Below are 21,763 nucleotides of genomic sequence, written 5' to 3'. Positions count from 1 at the left end.
TGCTCAGACATTAGTAGAATAGCAAACACGAATTTATACAGAAGATTTTCTTTTTTGTATAAAGCACACGATAATGGTTGATAAATAGTTAGATTATTCAGGATAATCTACGCACCCAACGTGTGCCCAACTGAAATCATTGCTCAAAACTACACCGCTAGAAATGTGGCTGATTGAAGGTGATACCATTCGGTTATATGATCGAGTAATTCCCATTGACCTAGCTTAGGATTTGCCAGGCTTTAGAAGGCTTTGCCACATATGCTGTATACAGAAATTCCAACTCAACGCCCTGTAACACCATTGCTCGATGCGATTGACCATCCGCAGCAATTACGTTTACTCGCGCAAAGCCAGCTTCCACAAGTGGCAGATGAGTTACGTCAATTCATTTTGTATGCCGCAGGTCAAAGTGGAGGACACTTTGGCGCAAACTTAGGCGTGATCGAACTGACCGTTGCGCTGCATTATTGTTTTAATACCCCAAAAGACCGCTTGATTTGGGATGTCGGTCATCAGGCTTATCCGCATAAAGCACTGACAGGACGCCGTGAACAACTCACGACCATTCGCGCAAAAGATGGTTTAGCGGCATTTCCTGCACGTGAAGAATCTATATTCGATACCTTTGGTGTGGGTCACTCCTCAACAGCCATTTCTGCAGGTTTGGGGATGGCATTGGCACGTCGTTATCAGCAAAACCCATGTGAAGTGGTAGCAATTATTGGTGATGGCGCTATGACGGCAGGGATGGCCTTTGAAGCCATGAATGATGCAGTTGCGCATCAGGCCGATATGATGGTGGTGCTGAATGACAATGATATGTCTATTTCATGCAGCACAGGCGGCTTTGCCAAACACCTTGCTGCAATTTGGGAACGTGGTGAATCCGTTCATGTGAGTGAAACAGGTGAAGCCTACGTGCAGCCACATCCGAAGTGGACGTACAACTCACGTTTGCATTGTGCTGCTACCGAAGCTGCAGACAACTTATTTAAAGCCATCGGTTTTGATTATTTCGGCCCTTTCGATGGGCATGATGTTGAACAATTGGCGCAAGTTTTTAATGCCCTGAAAAAACGTAAAGGCCCACGTTTAATTCACGTTTACACAAAAAAAGGCAAAGGCTTTGCTCCTGCAGAAGCCGATCAAATTAAATATCACGCGATTACTAAAATCCATGCCAAAGCTGCGCCTGTTGCAGCACCAAAATATTCCGATGTGTTTGGACAGTGGTTATGTGATCAGGCCGAACAGGATTCACGTTTATTGGCCATTACACCAGCCATGTGTGAAGGTTCAGGCATGGTACAGTTTGCCAAACAATTTCCTGAACGTTTTTTTGATGTTGCCATTGCCGAACAGCATGCAGTGACTTTGGCTGCAGGCATGGCCTGTGAAGGCTTAAAGCCTGTGGTCGCAATTTATTCAACCTTCTTACAGCGTGGTTATGACCAACTCATTCATGATGTGGCTTTACAAAATCTAGATGTGACTTTTGGTATTGACCGTGCAGGTTTGGTTGGTGAAGACGGCCCAACCCATGCGGGGGCATACGATTATGCCTATATGCGTACTGTACCGAATATCGTCATTATGGCGCCAAAAGACGAAAATGAATGTCGTCAGATGCTGCATACAGCCTATTTATACAACGGTCCTGCAGCAGTGCGTTACCCACGTGGTAATGGCCTAGGTGTTGAAATTCAGCAACAAATGACCGCAATTCCATTAGGGCAAGCGGAAATTGTGGCACAGTTCAATACGCAGTATGAAGACTATGTTTCTGTTTTAGCCTTTGGTAGTCGTGTACAGGCGGCTGTTGAAGCAGCCGAAGCCTTTGCCAAACAGCATGAGGTCGCAGTACGTGTGGTGAACATGCGTTTTGTGAAGCCGTTGGATGAAAAACTGCTGTCTGATATTGCTGAAAGTACCGCTTTATTCGTGACCGTAGAAGAACATGCAATTATGGGTGGTGCAGGCAGCGCAGTAAGTGAATACTTGGCCAAAGCACAGATTGTCAAACCGATCATTCATTTAGGTTTAGAAGACAGCTTTATGCAACAAGCGACGCATGCTCAAATGTTGCAGCAAGCAGGTCTAGACGCTCAAGGCATTGAAAAATCGATGCAAAAAACTTGGCAGCACGTGCAGCAGTCTGTACTGAATTAAATTTAGCAACACTTCTTCCCCAAAAGCCTCAATATTTGTTAAAATGTTGGGGCTTTCATGCATTATTCTTTATCAATCTCTTCAAATTTGTAGTGGGTGTTCAATGGAACCTATGGTGGTGATGGCTGCGCGTGCGGCTCAAACAGTTGGTCAAGAGCTTTTAAAAGCGCATCAGAATCGTCATAAACTCGATCTACAAGTCGAAGAAAAAGGGATTGATGGTCCTGTAACGCGTGTAGACCGTTACCTAGAGCAATTGACCATTGATACTTTGCGTAAAAGTTATAAAAATCACAGCTTCCTGGGCGAAGAGTTTGGCATGCAGGAAGGCAAAGGCCATGATGCCGATTGGTGCTGGGTAATTGATCCTTTAGATGGCACTTTAAACTTCGTTCACGGTTTCCCTCATTTCTGTATTTCTATTGCGGTACAACACAAAGGTGTAACGCAGCACGGTGTAATTTACGACCCTGTAAAAGATGAATTGTTCTCTGCGAGCCGTGGCCGTGGTGCGATGATGAATCAGCGTCGTATTCGTGTAAATGTAAAAGACAGCCTAGAAAACACTTTCTTAGCCGTTGGGCATGCTTATCGTGCCAAGCGTGATGGTGAAATCATCTCTTATGCCAAAAACCATTTTGAAAGTTTATTGAATGTAACCGAAGCTGGTGCGCAATACCGCCGTGCAGGTTCTGCCGCTTTAGACTTGGCTTATGTGGCTGCAGGCCGTTTAGATGGTTATTTTGAACTTGGCTTAAAACCGTGGGATATTGCTGCTGGTGAGCTGATTGTGAAAGAAGCGGGTGGTACAGTAGTCGATGCACGTGGTGGCAGCGACTCTATGGAAAATGGTCAAGTTTTGGCATGTTCAATGAAAATGTTAAAACCACTTATGAAAGCCGTTGTACCTGCTTGGGGTGACGCGGCTAAATAATCAGATCACACGATCTACGCCGTCGTAAAAATGAGTAAAGCTCTCTATCTTGAGGGCTTTTCTTTTATCAACTGGTCTAAAATAGCTAATTTAAGATCTATTTTGATTGTGGGTATACTCGCTAAAAAGCAGGATATATCAAGGTTTACACAAAAAAATGCAAAAGTAGATTAAATAAGGTGACTTTTAAAATAATCCTGCTATAATCCGCCCACGCACTTAATTTCTGTTCATTACCTGAACATTTCTCTTCTAATCATTGTGTATGCGCGTGCGGTCCAAAGAGAGGACGATATCTCGCGCCCCAATCGCTAAAGCGATTCCTTCAGGTTAAGCCGTAATCATGCGTGCGTTATATCACATCGTCGTTACTCGGATCGCCGCTGAATCTTACATTGTCAGCGATAATTGCTGTACCGCTTTTTGCCGATGTCCATCTGACTTTATTTTAATGGAGCACCCATTTTCAGGGTGAAAATCTCTATGAGCAAAACTTTTGCTGATTTTTCTTTACACGAATCTTTACAACAAGCTTTAGAAGGCTTGAACTTTACTACGCCGACTCCTGTTCAAGAACAATCGATTCCAGCGGCACTTGAAGGTAAAGACTTATTGGTGTCTAGCCAAACAGGTTCTGGTAAAACTGCTGCGTTCTTACTCCCAACTTTAAACGCGCTTGCTAACCAAGATACTTTCGTTCCTTTTAAAGAACGCATGAAAGCCATTACTCAGCCATCTATTTTGGTACTTTGCCCAACACGTGAGTTGGCGCAACAAGTGAGCCAAGATGCGATTGCATTTGTACGTCACATGAAAGGTGTACGTATTGCAGCAATTATGGGTGGTATGCCTTTTGGTAAGCAAATCCAACAATTAAAAGGTGCACAAGTGGTTGTAGCGACTCCAGGTCGTTTACTTGACTTGGTGAACCGTCGTCAAATTAAGCTCGATAAAGTTGATGCTTTAATTGTAGACGAAGCTGACCGTATGCTTGACCTAGGTTTCTCTGAAGACCTAGAAGCCATTAGCGACTTGGCTGCTAACCGTAAACAAACACTAATGTTCTCTGCTACTTTTGCAAGCCGTATTATCACGCTTGCAGAACGTATGATGAATGAACCTGTGCGTATTGCAATTGAAACAGGTCACTCAACCAACATGGACATCACCCAGACTTTACACTGGACAGATGGCTTTGAGCACAAGAAAAAATTATTGTCACACTGGTTGTCTGATGAAGGTGTAGACCAAGCGGTTGTATTCGCATCGACTCAAGAAGATACCGACATGTTGGCTGAAGAATTGGCTGAAGCAGGTCACTCTGTCGTTGCTCTACACGGTGCAATGCCACAGACTGTACGTAACCGTCGTTTACGTAGCATTCGTGAAGGTCGTGCAAAAATTTTGGTTGCAACTGACGTAGCAGCACGTGGTTTAGACGTACCAACGATTTCTCACGTGATCAACTTTGGTTTACCAATGAAAAATGAAGACTATGTACACCGTATTGGTCGTACAGGTCGTGCGGGTCGTACCGGTAATGCCATTACTTTGGCAACTTACCGTGAGCGTGGCAAAATCCGTGCTTTGGAAGATTTCTTGGATGCACGTTTAAGCGTTTCTGAAATTGAAGGCTTAGAGCCATCTCCACCACCAGCACGTTCTGGTCGTGACGGTGGTCGTGGTCGTCGTGATGGCGGTCGCGGTGGTCGTGGCGGTTTTGGTGGCGGTCGTCGTTTTGAAGGCGAAAGCAACTTTAAACGTCGTGAAGGTGGTGATGATCGTCCACGTCGTAGCTTCGATGACAAACCACGTGGTGAACGTCCTGCATTTGGTGAAGATCGCCCACGTCGCGAGTTCAACTCAGATCGTCCACGCCGTGAAGGTGGTTTTGGTGACCGTCCACAACGTTCATTTGAAGACCGTCCACGCCGTGAATTTAATTCAGACCGTCCACGCCGTGAAGGTGGTTTCGGTGACCGTCCACAACGTTCATTTGAAGATCGTCCGCGTCGTGAATTTAATTCAGACCGTCCACGTCGCGAAGGTGGTTTCAACGATAAACCACGCTTTGATGCGAATGATGACAACCGTGGCAACCGCGTAGACTATAAACCTCGTCGCGAAGGTGGCTTTGGTGATCGTCCAAAACGTGATTTTGGTGATCGTCCTGCACGTCGTGAAGGTGGTTTTGGTGACCGTCAACCACGTTCTTTTGATGATCGTCCTAAGCGTTCATTTGGTGGCGAAGATCGTCCACGTCGTGAGTTCAATTCAGATCGTCCACGCCGCGAAGGTGGTTTTGATCGCCCACGTCGTAAATTTAACGACTAAGCGTTATCTGAAGCGTCAGCTTAAAGAAAACCGGTGTTGATCACCGGTTTTTTTATGTTAAAAAATAATTTTCCGTCTGAATAAAATGTATACTGTGTCATGTTTTTATTGTGTTGTGCGAATTATGAACATCGATGGCTTGCGAATGCTGATGCAGACGAGAGAGGGGATGATGCCGTATATTGGTTTAGCGCTGATTTTATGTAATTTAATTTATTATATTATTTCCTCTTATTTTTAAGTGTTTGCTGTAATGAAAGTGATTTAGATAACAATAATATTTATAGTTGCACAAGACGTGCACAGTTTTAAAAAATTTGCTAGATAACATTTTATGCTTCAATCCTTTATAGTATGCGTGCTGAAAAAATGCAGGAAGACCCTCAGCTATGAATAATTCAACACCTCAACATGAGCCGTCATTGATTGAAGTCAATGAACTGAGCTTTAAGCGAGGGAAACGTGTCATTTTTGAAAATGTCAGTTTAAAAATTCGCCGTGGGCAAATTACGGCCATTATGGGACCTTCTGGTACAGGTAAAACCACATTATTACGCTTGATTGGTGGTCAACTGGCGCCCGATCATGGTGATATTTTACTGGATGGAAAAAACCTTGCAGATATGTCACGTCAGGAGTTGTTTGCTGCCCGGGCACGTATGGGCATGTTATTCCAAAGCGGCGCATTGTTTACCGATATGAGCGTGTATGAAAACGTGGCATTTCCATTGCGCGCGCATACTAAGTTACCAGAGCATTTAATTGCAGAACTGGTGGCGTTAAAACTCGAAGCTGTGGGTTTACGTGGTACAGAACAACTCATGCCTGCAGAATTATCGGGTGGGATGAACCGTCGTGTAGCCTTAGCACGTGCGATTGCTTTAGACCCTGAATTGATCATGTACGATGAGCCATTTGCAGGCCAAGACCCGATTGTAAAAGGTGTACTGACTCGTTTAATTCGTTCTTTACGTGAAGCGTTGGATTTAACCACTATTATTGTGTCGCATGATGTGGGTGAAACGCTGTCGATTGCTGACTACATTTATATTATTGCTGAAGGCGTGATTCAGGGCGAAGGTACACCTGCGGAATTACAACAGCATGAATCGGCATTTGTACGTCAGTTCTTAACAGGCGCTGCCGAAGGGCCTGTCGATTATCAATTTAGCCATCGGGCTTATTTAAGTGATGAGGTGCGTTCATGAATGCTATTGCCGCATTAGGTCAACGCGTCATTGAGCGTGTTCGTGGCATTGGTGTCGCCACCCAAATGTTGTTGCAAATCTTATTTTCCATGCCAACTTGGCTTGGGGTAAAACTGTTTGTTTACCAGATGTACCGTGTAGGCGTTATGTCCCTACTCATTATTGCGGTCTCGGGTTTATTCATTGGTTTGGTTTTAGGCTTACAAGGTTACTCCATTTTGGTCAATATTGGCTCGGAAGCCATGCTTGGTACCATGGTGTCTTTAACCTTGTTACGTGAACTCGCCCCTGTGGTTGCAGCATTGTTATTTGCAGGACGTGCAGGCTCTGCCTTAACCGCTGAAATTGGTCTGATGAAAGCTACAGAACAATTGGCCAGTATGGAAATGATTGGGGTAGACCCACTCAAGCGTATTGTATCGCCGCGTTTATGGGCGGGTATAGTTAGCCTGCCAATGCTATCCATTATTTTTGCTGCGATTGGCATTATGGGCGGCAAAATGGTTGGGGTAGATTTTCTGGGTGTAGATGAAGGTTCTTTCTGGGGTGGCATGCAAAGCAGCGTGCAATTCTATAAAGATATTTTTAATGGCACCATTATTAAAAGTTTTGTTTTTGCATTAATTTGTACCTGGATTGCAGTGTATCAGGGCTATGCCTGTGTGCCGACCTCAGAAGGCATTGCAACGTCGACCACGCGCACCGTGGTGTATTCTTCATTATGTGTTTTAGGTTTTGATTTTGTGTTGACTGCGGTCATGTTCGGAGGTGTTTAATGAAATCACGTACTAGTGAGCTGGCCGTAGGTGTTTTTGTCATTCTGACAGGCATTGCATTGTTTTTCTTGGCGATGAAAGTCAGTGGATTGGTCGGAACCAATTTACGTGACAGCTATAATATGACAGCAACGTTTGACAATGTGAATGGTCTAAAACCACGTGCTAAAGTCACCATGAGCGGTGTGACCATTGGGCGTGTGAATGACATCACCTTAGACCCTGTATCACGTTTGGCCACTGTTGAATTTGAGTTGGATGGTAAACTGACCAGTTTTAATGCTGAGCAATTAAAAACAGTGCAAAATTATGCAGTTGAAGAATTGCGTTACAGTGCTGAATACGAACAGGCAAGTCCTGAGCAACAAAAAGAAATGGAACAACAACTGTTGAGTAACATGAAATCCATTACCAGTATTGATGAAGATGCTTACATAATGGTTGCAACCAATGGTTTGTTGGGGGAGAAGTATCTCAAAGTTGTTCCAGGTGGTGGTTTGAACTTTGTGAAACGTGGCGAAAGCATTGCCAATACCCAAGGTACCATGGATTTAGAAGATTTAATCAGTAAGTTTATTACTGGCGGTGCAGCGAAAACATCCAATGCAGCATCAGACACAGATACAGCGACAGCTGAAACAACAGATGCAGAAGTGTCATTTGTTGAGTAATTGAGGAGATTGTCCGTGAAAACACTTTTAAAGCAAACTCTGGCGGTAAGTGTGCTTTCTACCATGTTGGCAGGTACTGCATTTGCTGCACCCGCAGAAGCGCCACCAGCTTTTGTGAAAAAAGTTGCCGATAGCTTGATTACACGTTTAAAAGCAGATCATGCTAAATTGCAGAACAATCCAGCATTGGTGAAAACCATTGTGCGTCAGAACCTTGACCCGTATGTAGATGCGCAAGCATTTACCCGTATTGTGATGGGGACTTATGCAACCAACCAATACAGCTCAGCGGCACAACGTGCACAGTTTGAGAAAAACTTCCGTGAAACCTTAATTGAGAACTATGGTACAGCGTTTGCGAAATTCAGTAACCAAACCTATACCATGCGTCCTTATAAGGCGACCAACAGCAAGAACCCTGTAGTGACCATCGACTTTGTTCACAATGGTGAAAAAATTCCTGTGTCATTCCAGTTGGCAGATAAAGGCAGCCAATGGAAAATCCGTAACATCAACGTTTCGGGTATTGATCTAGGTTTGCAATTCCGTAACCAGTTTGCGGCAAACGTGAAGCGTAATGGTGGCAATATTGATAAAGCTATTGCAACCTTTAAGCCAGATGCAGAAGCTGCGGTTGAAAAGAAAAAATAGGTTAGGTGTGGCGTGATTGAATTATCAAATCAGGAATTATGCGTTTCTGGAAAAATAGATTTCAGTAATGCTGAGCAATATTACCAAAAAGGCATACAGTTGATTCGTCAACAGCAACTACCTTTGGTAGTGAATTTGGCAAATCTGGAACAAGGCAGCACTTTGGCTTTGGCTGTTTTGGTGCAATGGTTGCGTCAGACACCAGAAGCCAAAGGCTTACAGTTTAAATCTGTTCCTGAAAAAATGATGAAAATCATTCAAGCGTGTCATTTGCAAGATGATTTAAAACTGATCGCCTAAAACTGAAACCACAAAAAAGCACCTACTTGTAAGGTGCTTTTTTTATTGCGTTAATTTCCTTTCTTTACTAAAGGGAGGTTATGAGTGGTTGCAAACCTCTCTAACCCGCTGCTAAAAGGAGAAGAAAAATTGCAAACCTCTCCCTACCCCTCTCCTAAAAGGAGAGGAAATATAAAAGGCATCAAATCCATTTTTTCCATCTGAAGTAAATCAATGGGCCAATAAAGAAACCAATTAAAATAACACTGACCACAATAAAACTGGTGGTACCTTTGGCAAAAGGTAATACATCCGTGTTCATGCCGTAGACACTGGCAACTAGCATTGGTGGCGCTAACATGCTTGGTAAAATCGAGAATCGACGAATGGTGTCGTTCTGTTCAGTGTTAATGAAGCCCGAAGTCGTGTCGAGTAAGAAGCGCACTTTTTGGAATAAGAAAGCATCGTGTTCGACCAGTGAGCGTACATCTTCACTGAGTTCTCGAATGTCTGCATCGTAAATATGACTGCCCAACGCACGTGGACGAGCCAAGAAGGTCAGGACACGACGTAAATCAATCAAACACAGTTGGGCTTTCCCAAGCATGTCTTCTAATTGCGCCAGTCGGGTAATCATGTCATCTAGATCTAAAATTTGCTCTCGATGGCGGTTATTCAGGACTTCTGTGGAATACTTTTCTAAGTCCTTGTGGATATCTTCCAAGATATCCGCAAGCTCGTCTAACTTAGCCTCTAGCAAGCCTAGCAAGACCCAAGTCGGGTCTTTGTAGTCGATTTCGTAGTCATTGCGTCGTGCTCGTGCCCGAAAAGCACGAAAAGCCACTAATTTTTCACCGCGTAGGGTAAACAGGTGCTCTTTGTGCAGAATAAAGGCAACCGTTTGTACCGTGGCTAAAATACTGGAATTGTCTTCAGTTTCGCCATCGACCTGATAGTTTTTATTTTTAGTTAAAAAATAGGTACTAATGTGTAAAATACCGTCATCATCGCGGTAGAATCGCGCCGAAGATGAAATGTCTTCCAAAGACTTTAATGTGGGTAAATTTTGTGAGTATGCGTCCAGTACCCATTGCTGTTCTTCTTGTGAAGGGGCAATCAGGTCAATCCAGACCAGATCTGGGTGCAAATCGAAACCACCGTTGATGGTGGCATCTTCCAGACTACCGCGCTCTGTGGCATAAAAGGCTTCAAGCATTCGTCTTTTCTCCTCGCGCAGTATGGGTTTTTGTGGATGGGTGTATTTTAGACAAGGATCTTACTAAATACACTGCTCAGAATGCTATTTTATTTAAAAATCTCCCTGAAGTTTAATTTTATGGCATGACAGCCAGATAACATGGTGAAAAAATGATTGCGTCAATTGCTGTTTTCTGTGGCTCTGCCCCAGGAAAAGATTCTGTTTTTGCTGAAAATGCACGAAAAGTGGGGGAAACACTGGCGTTGCAGGGCAAAACCTTAATTTACGGTGGTGGACGTTCTGGCTTAATGGGTGTGGTGGCAGACGGTGCTTTGCAGGCAGGTGGTCGAGTCATTGGTGTGATTCCAGAGAGTCTGGCAGAACATGAGCTGGCGCATCCGCATTTGACCGAATTACATATTGTAGAAAACATGCATGCCCGAAAAATTAAAATGTCAGAGTTGGCAGATGCCTTTGTGGCTTTACCTGGCGGGGCAGGCACTTTGGAAGAAATTTTTGAACAATGGACTTGGGCGCAGCTAGGAATTCATTTTAAACCGTGTGCTTTTTTTAATGTCGATGGTTTTTATGATGACTTGCTGAAATTTTTACAACTGACTACAGTCAAAGGTTTTACCCAGCCACGTTTTTGTGAAGCGTTGATTGTGTCTAATTGTTTTGAACAGATTTTACAGCAGTTTGAGCAGTACCGTGTTCCTGAAATGAAATGGGAAGTACCTGAACTGGAATGGTTGCAACAAGAGTTGACCAAGTAAGCACATGTATAAAACTCATCCTCACACCATTACTGTTGCGGCGGCGATTATTTTAAATGCTGAACAGCAGTTATTGGTGGTACGTAAACGGTATACCCATTGTTTTATGCAGGTGGGTGGCAAATTAGAACCCAATGAAGCACCTGAAACGACCATGTTGCGTGAAATCGCGGAAGAAATTGGCTGTCAGGCACAAATTCAACAATTCATTGGACGTTATGAAACAGCAACAGCCAATGAACCTGACAGCCGTTTAGTCAGTTATGTGTATTGGGTGCAGATTGATCAAGCACCTCAAATTGCTGCTGAAATTGCCGAAATGAAGTGGGTTGATTTAGATGATCAAGACACTTTGCTGGCACCTCTGACCCGTGAGGTGGTGATGCCTTGGTTAAAGCAACAATTCGCACACGGCAAATGCTTGTAAGGTTGTGTCTTTTAATTGTTGAATGGCGTCACTTTGAGGGTTAAAGCACTAGGTACTTTATTCAGCACTGGCCACACATGCCGCATTGACCTTATGACAGCCAAGATTAAGCAATTGCTGTTTCAGTGCGTGAATTGAGCTGCCTGTTGTGACCACATCATCTACAATTAAAACCCGACGATAACGAATTTTAGGCACAGTCTGAATTTGAAATTGCTGATGAATGTCTTCCAGACGCTCTAAGCGGCTTAAGCCTTTTTGTGCATGCTGTTGCAAGCGAGTCACAGGTTGCCAAATGGGCACATTTAGATGTTTAGCCAAAGACTTAGCCAGCACTAAAGATTGGTTATAGCCACGTTCGGCCAAGCGTGCAGTGGAAATAGGCATAGGCACAATTGCCTGAATTTTGTCATAGCGCAATTGCTGTAATGCACCTGCTAACAGCAGTTGGTACTGTAACTGTTGTTCATATTTGAATTGTTGAATCATGCGATTGATGGGATAAAGATAATCAAATGCGACTTGAATCTGCATTTCTTGTCGTTGAACAGGCTGACTGCGCCAAGGCAGTTGTTGCCAACAGGTTTGACAGACCGCATGTTGCCATGGCGCATCTACATGACATAACTGACAGCGTTGTAGTGGCTTGAACAAGGCAAGCCCACGTTGTAATACAGTTAAATCCAGACGCATCGCATGATCCTGCATTTAAACATAGGCATAACGTGGTGCTTCAGGCAACCAGCGTTTCAATAAGGCTTCGGCATGTTCAGGATAATCTTTTAAAATTTGCTGTGCGACATGATGTGCCTGTGCCAGTAAATGATCATCCCGTTCTAATTTAGCGACTCGAAAGCCCATAGCACCTGTTTGTTTGGTGCCCAGTAACTCACCAGGGCCTCGCAGTTCTAAATCTTTTTCTGCAATGATAAAACCGTCATTGGTTTCACGCATAATCCGTAGACGTTCCTGTCCATTTTGTGAGAGTGGGTTTTTATATAGCAGCGCACAGAAACTGGCTTTGGCACCACGTCCAACCCGTCCACGTAACTGATGTAGTTGTGAAAGCCCTAAGCGCTCGGCATTTTCAATCACCATAATGGAGGCATTAGGTACATCGACCCCGACTTCAATGACAGTGGTGGCAATCAGTAACTGCAATTGGTTGTCTTTAAATTGCTGCATCACCGCCTGCTTTTCATCGGCTTTCATTTTGCCGTGTACCAGTCCAATATTCAGCTCAGTAAAGCGCTCTTTAATTTCAGCAAAAGTGGCTTCAGCCGCTTGTGCATCCAAAGTTTCAGACTGTTCTACCAAAGTACAGACCCAGTAAGCTTGTTTGCCTTCGGCACAATTGCTGGCAATGCGCTGTAGAACTTCTTCACGCCGATCTAGCGGAATAGTCACAGTTTGAATAGGTGTGCGTCCTGGCGGCAGTTCATCTATGACAGAGGTATCTAAATCACCATAGGCAGACATCGCCAATGTTCGTGGAATAGGTGTTGCAGTCATGACCAATTGATGCGGTGTGGTGTGGTTGGCGCCTTTATTGCGTAAGGCCAAACGTTGATCGACCCCAAAACGGTGTTGTTCGTCAATAATCACCAAACCCAGTTTGGCAAATTGCACATTGTCCTGAAACAGCGCATGTGTACCAACGACTAAATTGGCACTGCCATCCTGAATGGCGAGTTCAGCTGCAGCGCGTGCCTTGCCTTTTTGTTTACCTGATAGCCATGCCACAGTTAAGCCAAGCGGCTCAAACCATTTTTTAAAGTTGAGATAATGTTGTTCTGCCAAAATTTCAGTTGGTGCCATCAGTGCAACTTGCCAGCCTTCTTCTAGGGCATGGCACGCAGCAACCGCAGCGACCAAGGTTTTACCTGCACCAACATCGCCCTGTACCAAGCGCAGCATGGGTTTATTACGCTGCAGGTCTTGCATAATTTCATGTGAAACCCGTTGCTGTGCGCCTGTCATTTGAAAGGGCATGCTACTGAGTAAAGCAGGTGCTAGTTTTTGACTAGGGGAAAATGCAGGCGAGGCAATTTGCTGAATATAGGCGCGGCGGGTCAGTAAGCTGACTTGATGTGCTACCAGTTCTTCAAAAATCAGGCGTTGCTGTGCAGGATGTGAGCCTTGCGCCAATTGCAGCATATTGGCATCGGTAGGCGGATGATGAATATAGTCCAATGCCTGCTTGAGCGCATAGCCATTGGTCATTTTTTCTGGCAGTAGCTCGGGTAAATCATCGCTATGTTGTGCCAAAGCTTGTTTGACGTATTCGCGTAATTTGGCCTGAGTCAGACCATCAGTACTTGGGTAAATTGCAGTCAGTTGGGTTTTAGGCAGAGGAGTATGTTCGGTAATCAGTTGCAGTTCGGGATGGTACATTTCCAAACCACGTGCACCCACCCGTACTTCACCAAACACTCTTAAACGGTTGCCATGATTGGCGCGGTCAGTAATACCTTTATAAATATGATAAAAACGCAAAGTGATTTTGCCAAATTCATCTTCTAAATTGACCGCCATCGACTTGCGTTTGCCAGGAGGGAAATCCACTCCTTTGACCACACCTTCGAGTAAATAGCTGCGCCCCACACTCAATTGGTTCATGGGGATGATCGTGCTACGATCTTCATAATCACGCGGTAGATGAAACAGTAAGTCATCTGTGGTGAAAATATTTAGTTTTTCGAGTAATGCAGCAGAGGCAGAGCCTACCCCTTGCAACTGATGGACTGCAGCCATGTCCCCTCAACTTCAAATGCTATGATTAGGTGCTGAATGCATATTCTATTTATTGGTTATGGTAAAACATCGCAGCGTGTTGCAAAACAACTATTTACGCTCGGTCATCAAATTACCACAATTAGCCGCAGTCCGAAAACAGATCCTGATATGACGCATCTTGTTCAGGAGATTCATCAGCTCGATTTATCACATATTCAACCTATTGATGCTGTTTATGTGTTACTTGCACCATCACGAAATACGGCTTTGAGTCCTGTAGCGGCGTATCAACACACTTATGTAGATTCTGTGCAGCCGATTGCAGCTGCCTTAAAAGCTCATCCTGTAAAACGAATCATTGTGGTGTCCTCTACACGAGTCTATGGCGACAATGCAGGTGAATGTATAGATGATGATACGGTGCCTAATCCGAGTGATGCACAAGGGCAGTTGTTGTTGCAGATGGAGCAATTGTGGCAACAGGCTTACCCTGAACAATGTGTGATTGTGCGCCCTTCAGGTATTTATGGTACTTCGGTTGCACGAATGCTCAAACTTGTGGAAAGCACGCAAAGTTACCCCAATATACATTGGTCAAATCGGATTCATATTGATGATTTAGTACGTTTCTTGGCAGATTTACTTCACGTGGAACATCCTGCAAAATCATATATCTGCAGCAATAATCAGCCACAGCCTTTGCATGAAATCATTTTAAAACTTCAGCGTGCATGTGCTTTAGCTGAGTTGGTGCTGGAAAGTGAGCAGGAAACGGGGAAAAGGATTTTTGCTACGCGGATGGAGAAAATAGGATTTCAGTTAGAATATGTAGATTGCTTGGAGGATTATGCAAAGTTATTCGCAGAAATAGAATAATAAAAACTCCTTCTCTTGCGCCATATAGGGTGCAAGAGAAGGAACTTTAAAAACTATTTCTTTTTACGTTTCAAACGTTTCTTCGCTTGTTGTGCAGCCAGTGCATCTAAGGCTTCACGCAACTCTTCATCACTGAAGGTGGTGATGTGTTGTAACATTTGCAAAGTCACATCATCTAAAACCAAGTTGGCATATTGCGCGACATTTTTAAAGTTGTCGTCAAACACAATCGCATTGTCGCTATTGGTGCTGATATAACCCTGTTGCGTCAGCACTTTAATAAAGCTTTGGAATAAAGCTTTATCAAAGAACTCAGGTGAGTTGAATTCATATAGAACTGATAAACGCTGACCGACCAAATGGCTCAATTCTTCGACCTGACGTGCCGAAATATTGCCTGAACCACGTTGTGTGATTAAAGCCAAGGTCATGTAATAACGTTCTAAACTCTGCATTACAGGTGCAGCTAAGACCACCAACTGGTTATGATCTTCACTGTTTGGTGCAGGAGAAATTAAATTGCCTTCAGCATCTTCAGAAATCAATTTGGCCTGAATTAGAGCTTCTACATAGGCACAAATTTTTTCTTTAAGCTCTTGATCTTGCCATTTTAAGAACAATTCAGCTTTCAAGAATGGATATAAAGTACGAATGACATTGATGAGATCGCCACGACGAATCGAACCGTTGTGTTCTACCAACGCCGCAATTAATGATGGCAAAACAAAGGCATGCAAAATGTTGTTGCGGAAGTAGGTGAGCAGTACCGCCTGATTATCTGCAATTGCAATAATATCACCCAATACGTGCTGTACGCGTTTAATCAGTTTGAGCTTTAAGCCGTAGGCAATAATTTCTTTGCCTGACAATGGCGTGACTTGGGTGCGCTCATCATAAGGCAGGGCAGTGAGCAGCTTACGGTAAGTATCTAACTGCTTCTCGCAAATTTCTTCATCTAGCGTGTGTTTTGGTGTCGCCAGTAAAATTAAAGACAGCAATGAGACAGGGTTGATTACCGCAGCACGGTTAATGTTTTCTAAAATCGCATGTGCTGATGTGTTTACCGCATCTGAAACTTGTGGCGGAATTGGATCATCATTTTTTTCAATGCTGATGTGTTCTGCATCGTGTTGTTTTAGTACGTCATCTAAAAACACAGGTTCGCCAAAATTGACATGCACCTTGCCAAAAATCCGTTCAATCTTTCGCATGGTTTTTAAAATGCCCATTAGCGATTCAGATTCTTTTGGCTTGCCTTGCATTTCGCCCACATAGGTTGAGCCTTCCATCAGGCGTTCATAACCAATATAGGTTGGTACAAAAGCAATCGGTTTAGCACGACCACGTAAGTGACTATGAATGGTCATGGCCAACATGCCTGTTTTAGGTGGCAACAAACGGCCTGTGCGTGAACGTCCACCTTCAATAAAGTATTCGAGCGGCGTATTGCGTGACAAAATACTAAACAAATATTCTTTAAAGACAGTGGTATATAAACCATTGCCACGGAAGGTACGACGAATAAAGAACGCACCGCCTCCACGAAGCAATTGCCCGACAAATGGCATATTTAGGTTGTCACCTGCCGCAATGTACGGCACCATCATGCCTCGTTTGTAAATCACATAAGACAGCAACAAATAGTCGATATGACTACGGTGACATGGGGTATAGATAATTTCATAATCTTTGGCCAGTTCGCGCACGGTGCTGAAATTATGCACTTCTACGCCATCGTATAATTGTGTCCATAAGCGGGTCAGTGCCATATCGGCAAAACGTACTGCTGCATGCGAGTAGTCCGACACAATTTCGTTCAGATAACCAATCGCACGACGCTCAGCTTCAATCACGCTAATTTTACTGCGTAGACTTTCACGACGGATGGCATCTTGCACATCGGGAGACTTGATCAGGCTGAGCATGACATTGCGACGGTCAGACAAGTCTGGACCAAGTACGACTTCACGCTGCCCATCTAAATAATTATTTAGGGTGTTGACAATAAAGGTCGCAGGCGACAGGTTGGGATGCTCGGTTTTGGCATGTTCAATCAAAGCACGTAAAGATTGCGGCTCATGAAACTCCAAATAAGACTGACGACCATGTACCCCAATATTCATCAATTGTTTGACTGTACCTGGGGTTGCCCATGTATCGGTAAACAGCAATTTAAACCATGAATCTTCTTTGTCGGGAGAGCGTCCCCACAACACGGTTACAGGCACCAACTCAATATCAATTTCTGGGTGCTGTTCTAATTGTTCAATTAAACGCAGCAAGCGTGGTGGGAAAGCATAAGGTGGTGGATTGAGTAGGTTGTTTTCATCGTGATGCTGTAAAAATAGAATCGAGGCTTTTTCCTTATGTGAACCCATCACTAAAGGATCCAGCGCAGGGCTGAGTTTTAAACGACGTGTTTCACCATCAACGACCAAGGCATTACTGCGAGAGTGGTTCTGCAATACATAACAGGTGATGGTAGTACGTGAGGTATCTGAGTCTGCATTTGCTGCATCCTTGACAGGGACTTCACCCAGAACATGCGGTGTCACCACAAGGTCAAGCAGCTTGCCTGAAAGCTGACGATACATTTGACCAAAACCACGCTTGGACATATTCACTCCTACTTCATCACCCAAGTCCCTAGCTGGTAGGGAATTTATTTTGCGCCATTGTATCTAATAATGGCACAGCATTTTTAGATAATTTGCATGAATATTGTTAGATTTTATCGTTAAAAATCGTCTTTTTAGCAAAATAAACGTAATTCAGGGTGACACAAGGGTCAGTCTTAGATGAGTAAAATACTCAGAATTTATGGCAAAATAGCGCTACGATTTTACGGTTCAGTTTCTGAATCGATTTCGCTGCAACATCCCGCCGCTTGGCCATAAATAAGGTTAGTCATGAACGCACTTACGCAAGAATTGGTTGAACTTCTTCGTTTAGAAAAGTTGGAAGAAAATATCTATCGAGGCATTAGCCGCAACTTGGTAGGCAAGCGTGTCTTTGGTGGGCAGGTTTTAGGACAGGCTTTGCGTGCTGCTTCTAATACTACAGATCGTCCTGCGCACTCCTTACATGCTTATTTCTTATTTGGTGGTGATGTCAATGCACCCATTATTTATGAAGTTGACCGCTTACGTGATGGTAAAAGTTTTTCTAGCCGTCAGGTGCGTGCGATTCAGCATGGACGTACTATTTTTACGGCAATGGTGTCGTTTGCGCCATTGGAAGAAGGCTTGAACTATCAAATTTCAGAGCCGAATTATCCAGCCGCTGAACTTTTAAAAAATGAAGCTGAATTAAAACAGCATATTGTTGAATTTGTACCTGAAAACGTTCGCGCCAGTTTTATGCGTGATCGTCATGTTGAAATTCGTCCAATTAACCCGAGCAATCCTTTTTTACCCCAGCCTGAAGCGCCTGTTTATGCGCACTACATTCGCACACACGATGCGATTGCCCCAGAAGTGGATGAAGTCTCTTTACATCAGGCTATTGCCGCATTTTATTCAGACTTAACTTTAATGACGACAGCACTTCGCCCACATGGTTTAAGTTATTTATCGCCAAGTTTGCAGTGTGCCAGTATTGACCATGCCATGTATTTCCATAAGCCATTCCGTGTAGATGACTGGATGTTATATGACATGGATGCGACCATTAGCAGCAGTTCACGTGGTTTGAACTTTGGGCGCATGTGGCAAAATGGTGAATTGGTGTGTAGTACCAGCCAAGAAGGTCTGATTCGTTTACGTGAAATTGAAACTCAATAATACATTTTGGGTGAAATTTACCTTAATTGGCCGACTGTTATGCAGTCGGTTTTTTATTGCTTATATAATTGCGTTTGGGCTGTGCCTAAAAATATTTCTCGATTCAACCCACGCTGCATGGCATAGTCCACACATCATATTAAAAAATTAAACAGCGTATGAGCCTCAATACACAAATATTCATTGCCGCAATTTTGGGTGTGGTGTTTGGTTTTATACTGAATTTATTTCCAGATACCGCATTTTTTTCAGCCAGTTTGTATGGCATAGGCATTGTGAGCAGTATTTTTATCGGCTTACTGAAAATGCTGTTAATCCCGCTTATTTTTAGCTCGATTGTGGTCGGGGTATCGAATTTACAAGCCGTGGGGCAGTTAAGTCGAGTCTGGAAAATTACTTTGGCATGTTGTGTTACTACCACCACACTGGCTTTAATTTTAGGTTTGGCCTGTGCACATTTATTTGCTGTCGGCAAAGGTGTGGATATTGTGATGTTTCAGGATGCGATGGCGCAGCATCAAACCCCAGACACGCTCACACCCTCTTCTTTTTTTACCAACTTCATTCAAAACACCTTAATCAATCCATTTAAAGCTTTTGCTGAAGGCAATGTTTTGGCGGTGGTGATTTTTGCCTTGTTGGTGGGTGTGGCGCTGGTTAAAGGCGGTGAGCATTTTAAAACGGTTCGTAAACTCAGCCAGCAATTCTTTGAAATTATGATGTTGATGATTGGTTGGGTAATGAAACTGGCACCATTTGGTATTTTTGCCTTATTGGCCAAGTTGGTCGCCACTGAAGATATTTCAGTACTTAGCCGTTTGGCAGAGTTTGCCACCGTTGTGACAGGTACCACCATTTTTCATGGTGCGGTGGTGTTGCCTTTGCTGTTATGGGTTTTTGGCAAGATGGATCCGATCACCTTTTTTAAAGGTACACGTGCGGCGCTGATCACTGCTTTTGCCACTAGTTCCAGTTCGGCCACCATGCCGCTGTCTATGAAATGTGCACAGGAAAATTTAGGTGTACGGCCGCAAACAGCAGGCTTTGTGATTCCGCTAGGTACACAATTGAATATGGATGGAACGGCCTTGTATGAGGCGGCCGCAGCACTGTTTATTGCCAACTTAATGGGGCTGGATTTAAGTTTAGGGCAACAACTGATTGTCTGTGCGACGGCCATGATTGCCTCACTCGGTGCGCCAGGTATTCCTAGTGCAGGAATGGTGACCATGATTATGGTATTGCAGTCGGTTGGTTTGCCCGCAGAGGCGATTGCAATTTTATTGCCCATAGATCGTTTACTAGATACCGTGCGTACCGTGGTGAATGTGCAGGGCGATATGATGATCAGTGTGGTGGTCGATCGGCATACCCGTGAAGACCCTGCATTAAATACTTAAATACCGTGCTTCAAGCGATATTTCACTAAAAGGACATTTTTTTAGTGAAAGGTTTATTCCCAGCAAGGGCTATAAACGACTTCCCAAATATGACCATCTAAGTCCTGAAAATAACCTGCATAGCCGCCGTAAAAGGTGCTCTGTGCAGGTTTTAAAATTTTTGCACCTGCATTTTGCGCTTGCTTTAATACCTGATCTACTTCAAGTGGGCTATGTGCGTTATGGCCCAAAGTGATTTGTGCTGTGCCTTGTTCGGCAGGGGCGAAGCCAATGTCCTGTTGTAAGCTGTGTTTAGACCATAATGCCAGTTTTAGCCCCGCTTGCAGTTCAAAAAATACGACAGCACCTTGTTCAAATTCCTGACCAATAATGCCTTCAGTGGCAAGCCCTAGACCGTCACGGTAGAACTCAAGTGCACGTTGTAAATCTTCTACCGCAAGGGTAATGACTGAAAGATGTGCCCGCATGTTTGATCTCCTTATCTGCTGTAATTGTTATTACTTTGACAGTAGGGTATTTCTTTATGCGTTGTAAAGTGCAACTTTGGTGGTGTAAAAAATGGCACTAACAGGTGTGAGGGAAAACAAAAATAAAAAGTCCTATTCGATATTACACAAATAGGACTTTATTTTATAAAGCACTAGTCAGAGATTTAATGGATTATTTGATTTCTGTATCAGATGTGGTTGGATCGTTAGCTTCTACAGCTACAGGCTGATCAACATCAACATCAACATCAACATCAACATCAACATCGTCGCCAGTGGCTTCTGGAATGCTGTCTAAATCAAAGTGATGTGCTTGCTCTAAAGTAAAGTTTAAGCGTCCGCCCATCACACTGGCCAATTCTTCTAAACCTTGCTTGTTTAGTGAAGAGAACAGTTGAATGGAGAAATCTAATTTCATTTTTTTCAGCTGTTGTTTTACTTCAAGCAATGCCTTATTAGCAGGGCCACGGTTGAGCTTGTCTGATTTGGTGAGGAGTACATGCACGAATAATTTACGTGAATATGCCCATTCCAGCATCATGACATCAAAGTGTTGTAAAGGATGGCGAATGTCCATAAGTAACACCAAGCCTTGTAAGCTTTTGCGGTGAATCAGATAATTTTCCAATTCTTTTTGCCACACAATTTTCATGGCTTCAGGTACAGCTGCATAACCATAACCGGGCAAATCGACTAGACGTTGATCAGGGTTGCCCAAACTAAAGAAGTTGATCATTTGGGTACGACCAGGTCTTTTAGAGGCACGAGCCAATTGCTTTTGATTGGTTAAGGCATTAATTGCACTAGATTTACCTGCATTGGAACGACCTGCAAAGGCAATTTCATAGCCTGTATCTTCCACGCAGAGGTTGAGTTTAGGTGCACTCATTAAGAACTCAGCTTTCCGCAACCAGTTCAGGGCGCGAACAGAGTACTCAGTAATGGCTGGATCAACTTTTTTCTCGTAGCTGATTTTTTGCCGTAGCTGTGCCGCTGCCTTACTGTTTTTCGATTTTCCTCTGCTGTGGTGCATAACTTAACTTCAATTCATGGTC

19 protein-coding genes are annotated in these 21,763 nt (G+C 43.8%); 13 read left to right on the top strand and 6 right to left on the bottom strand.

Annotated elements, in window-relative coordinates:
• The first annotated feature begins 261 nt into the window (after window positions 1-261).
• The 8 genes from dxs (at window position 262) to ACNS8M_RS12045 (ending at window position 9,046) form a co-directional block, all read left to right on the top strand.
• A complete protein-coding gene (gene dxs / locus ACNS8M_RS12080; protein ID WP_168461818.1) occupies window positions 262-2,172 on the top strand; it encodes a 1-deoxy-D-xylulose-5-phosphate synthase in 1,911 nt (636 codons plus the stop codon).
• A 103-nt stretch (window positions 2,173-2,275) separates the two neighbouring features.
• Window positions 2,276-3,106, top strand: coding sequence for an inositol monophosphatase family protein (locus ACNS8M_RS12075; protein ID WP_179989904.1), 831 nt, complete (start codon window positions 2,276-2,278; stop codon window positions 3,104-3,106).
• A gap of 483 nt (window positions 3,107-3,589) precedes the next feature.
• Window positions 3,590-5,440 carry a DEAD/DEAH box helicase gene (locus tag ACNS8M_RS12070; RefSeq protein WP_168419186.1) on the top strand — a complete coding sequence of 617 codons (1,851 nt, stop codon included), beginning with the start codon at window positions 3,590-3,592 and terminating at the stop codon, window positions 5,438-5,440.
• 389 nt (window positions 5,441-5,829) lie between these two features.
• The gene (locus ACNS8M_RS12065; RefSeq protein WP_168419185.1) at window positions 5,830-6,648 is read left to right on the top strand and encodes an ABC transporter ATP-binding protein; all 819 of its coding nucleotides are present in this window, start codon (window positions 5,830-5,832) and stop codon (window positions 6,646-6,648) included.
• The gene (gene mlaE / locus ACNS8M_RS12060; protein WP_168419184.1) at window positions 6,645-7,424 is read left to right on the top strand and encodes a lipid asymmetry maintenance ABC transporter permease subunit MlaE; all 780 of its coding nucleotides are present in this window, start codon (window positions 6,645-6,647) and stop codon (window positions 7,422-7,424) included. Before ACNS8M_RS12065 ends, mlaE begins: the two co-directional genes overlap by 4 nt.
• Window positions 7,424-8,095 (top strand): outer membrane lipid asymmetry maintenance protein MlaD, encoded by a 672-nt coding sequence (locus tag ACNS8M_RS12055; RefSeq protein ID WP_168419183.1) that lies wholly within the window; start codon window positions 7,424-7,426, stop codon window positions 8,093-8,095. Before mlaE ends, ACNS8M_RS12055 begins: the two co-directional genes overlap by 1 nt.
• Window positions 8,096-8,110: 15 nt before the next feature.
• Complete coding sequence (locus ACNS8M_RS12050; RefSeq protein WP_178318815.1) at window positions 8,111-8,746, top strand: MlaC/ttg2D family ABC transporter substrate-binding protein; 636 nt, start codon at window positions 8,111-8,113, stop codon at window positions 8,744-8,746.
• Between the two features lie 12 nt (window positions 8,747-8,758).
• Window positions 8,759-9,046: an STAS domain-containing protein gene (locus ACNS8M_RS12045; RefSeq protein ID WP_419224836.1), complete on the top strand. Its 288-nt coding sequence runs from the start codon at window positions 8,759-8,761 to the stop codon at window positions 9,044-9,046.
• A 181-nt stretch (window positions 9,047-9,227) separates the two neighbouring features.
• Here ACNS8M_RS12045 and ACNS8M_RS12040 read toward each other — a convergent pair whose 3' ends face one another.
• The gene (locus ACNS8M_RS12040; RefSeq protein ID WP_168419484.1) at window positions 9,228-10,241 is read right to left on the bottom strand and encodes a magnesium and cobalt transport protein CorA; all 1,014 of its coding nucleotides are present in this window, start codon (window positions 10,239-10,241) and stop codon (window positions 9,228-9,230) included.
• A 152-nt stretch (window positions 10,242-10,393) separates the two neighbouring features.
• Here ACNS8M_RS12040 and ACNS8M_RS12035 point away from each other — a divergent pair, with 152 nt between their 5' ends.
• Together ACNS8M_RS12035 and ACNS8M_RS12030 are read left to right on the top strand one after the other, a co-directional pair.
• Entirely contained in the window at window positions 10,394-10,999 is a 606-nt protein-coding gene (locus ACNS8M_RS12035) for a TIGR00730 family Rossman fold protein (RefSeq protein ID WP_168419483.1), read from the top strand.
• A gap of 4 nt (window positions 11,000-11,003) precedes the next feature.
• Window positions 11,004-11,426 carry an NUDIX hydrolase gene (locus ACNS8M_RS12030; protein ID WP_419224835.1) on the top strand — a complete coding sequence of 141 codons (423 nt, stop codon included), beginning with the start codon at window positions 11,004-11,006 and terminating at the stop codon, window positions 11,424-11,426.
• A 57-nt stretch (window positions 11,427-11,483) separates the two neighbouring features.
• Here ACNS8M_RS12030 and ACNS8M_RS12025 read toward each other — a convergent pair whose 3' ends face one another.
• Window positions 11,484-12,119, bottom strand: coding sequence for a ComF family protein (locus tag ACNS8M_RS12025; protein ID WP_168459968.1), 636 nt, complete (start codon window positions 12,117-12,119; stop codon window positions 11,484-11,486).
• A gap of 15 nt (window positions 12,120-12,134) precedes the next feature.
• On the bottom strand, window positions 12,135-14,180 hold the full coding sequence (gene recG, locus ACNS8M_RS12020; RefSeq protein WP_419224834.1) for an ATP-dependent DNA helicase RecG: 2,046 nt from the start codon (window positions 14,178-14,180) through the stop codon (window positions 12,135-12,137).
• Window positions 14,181-14,216: 36 nt separating this feature from the next.
• Here recG and ACNS8M_RS12015 point away from each other — a divergent pair, with 36 nt between their 5' ends.
• Window positions 14,217-15,038, top strand: a complete 822-nt coding sequence (locus tag ACNS8M_RS12015; RefSeq protein WP_168419479.1) for an NAD-dependent epimerase/dehydratase family protein — start codon at window positions 14,217-14,219, stop codon at window positions 15,036-15,038.
• 53 nt (window positions 15,039-15,091) lie between these two features.
• Here ACNS8M_RS12015 and plsB read toward each other — a convergent pair whose 3' ends face one another.
• A complete protein-coding gene (gene plsB / locus ACNS8M_RS12010; protein WP_168419478.1) occupies window positions 15,092-17,656 on the bottom strand; it encodes a glycerol-3-phosphate 1-O-acyltransferase PlsB in 2,565 nt (854 codons plus the stop codon).
• Between the two features lie 291 nt (window positions 17,657-17,947).
• Between plsB and ACNS8M_RS12005 the strand changes: the two genes are divergently transcribed.
• Both ACNS8M_RS12005 and ACNS8M_RS12000 read left to right on the top strand, forming a co-directional pair.
• The gene (locus tag ACNS8M_RS12005; protein WP_168419477.1) at window positions 17,948-18,820 is read left to right on the top strand and encodes an acyl-CoA thioesterase; all 873 of its coding nucleotides are present in this window, start codon (window positions 17,948-17,950) and stop codon (window positions 18,818-18,820) included.
• A 158-nt stretch (window positions 18,821-18,978) separates the two neighbouring features.
• Window positions 18,979-20,220, top strand: coding sequence for a dicarboxylate/amino acid:cation symporter (locus tag ACNS8M_RS12000; protein WP_168419476.1), 1,242 nt, complete (start codon window positions 18,979-18,981; stop codon window positions 20,218-20,220).
• Between the two features lie 53 nt (window positions 20,221-20,273).
• Here the strand turns inward: ACNS8M_RS12000 and ACNS8M_RS11995 are convergent, their stop codons facing one another.
• On the bottom strand, window positions 20,274-20,687 hold the full coding sequence (locus ACNS8M_RS11995; RefSeq protein ID WP_168419475.1) for a VOC family protein: 414 nt from the start codon (window positions 20,685-20,687) through the stop codon (window positions 20,274-20,276).
• A 193-nt stretch (window positions 20,688-20,880) separates the two neighbouring features.
• Window positions 20,881-21,741, bottom strand: coding sequence for a ribosome biogenesis GTP-binding protein YihA/YsxC (yihA, locus tag ACNS8M_RS11990; protein WP_419224832.1), 861 nt, complete (start codon window positions 21,739-21,741; stop codon window positions 20,881-20,883).
• Window positions 21,742-21,763 lie beyond the last annotated feature (22 nt).

The sequence above is a fragment of the Acinetobacter sp. A2 genome, assembly GCF_048537555.1.
Taxonomy (GTDB): Bacteria; Pseudomonadota; Gammaproteobacteria; order Pseudomonadales; family Moraxellaceae; genus Acinetobacter.
Note: the sequence above shows the minus strand (reverse complement) of the source record. Positions and strands in the feature narration are given on the sequence as shown.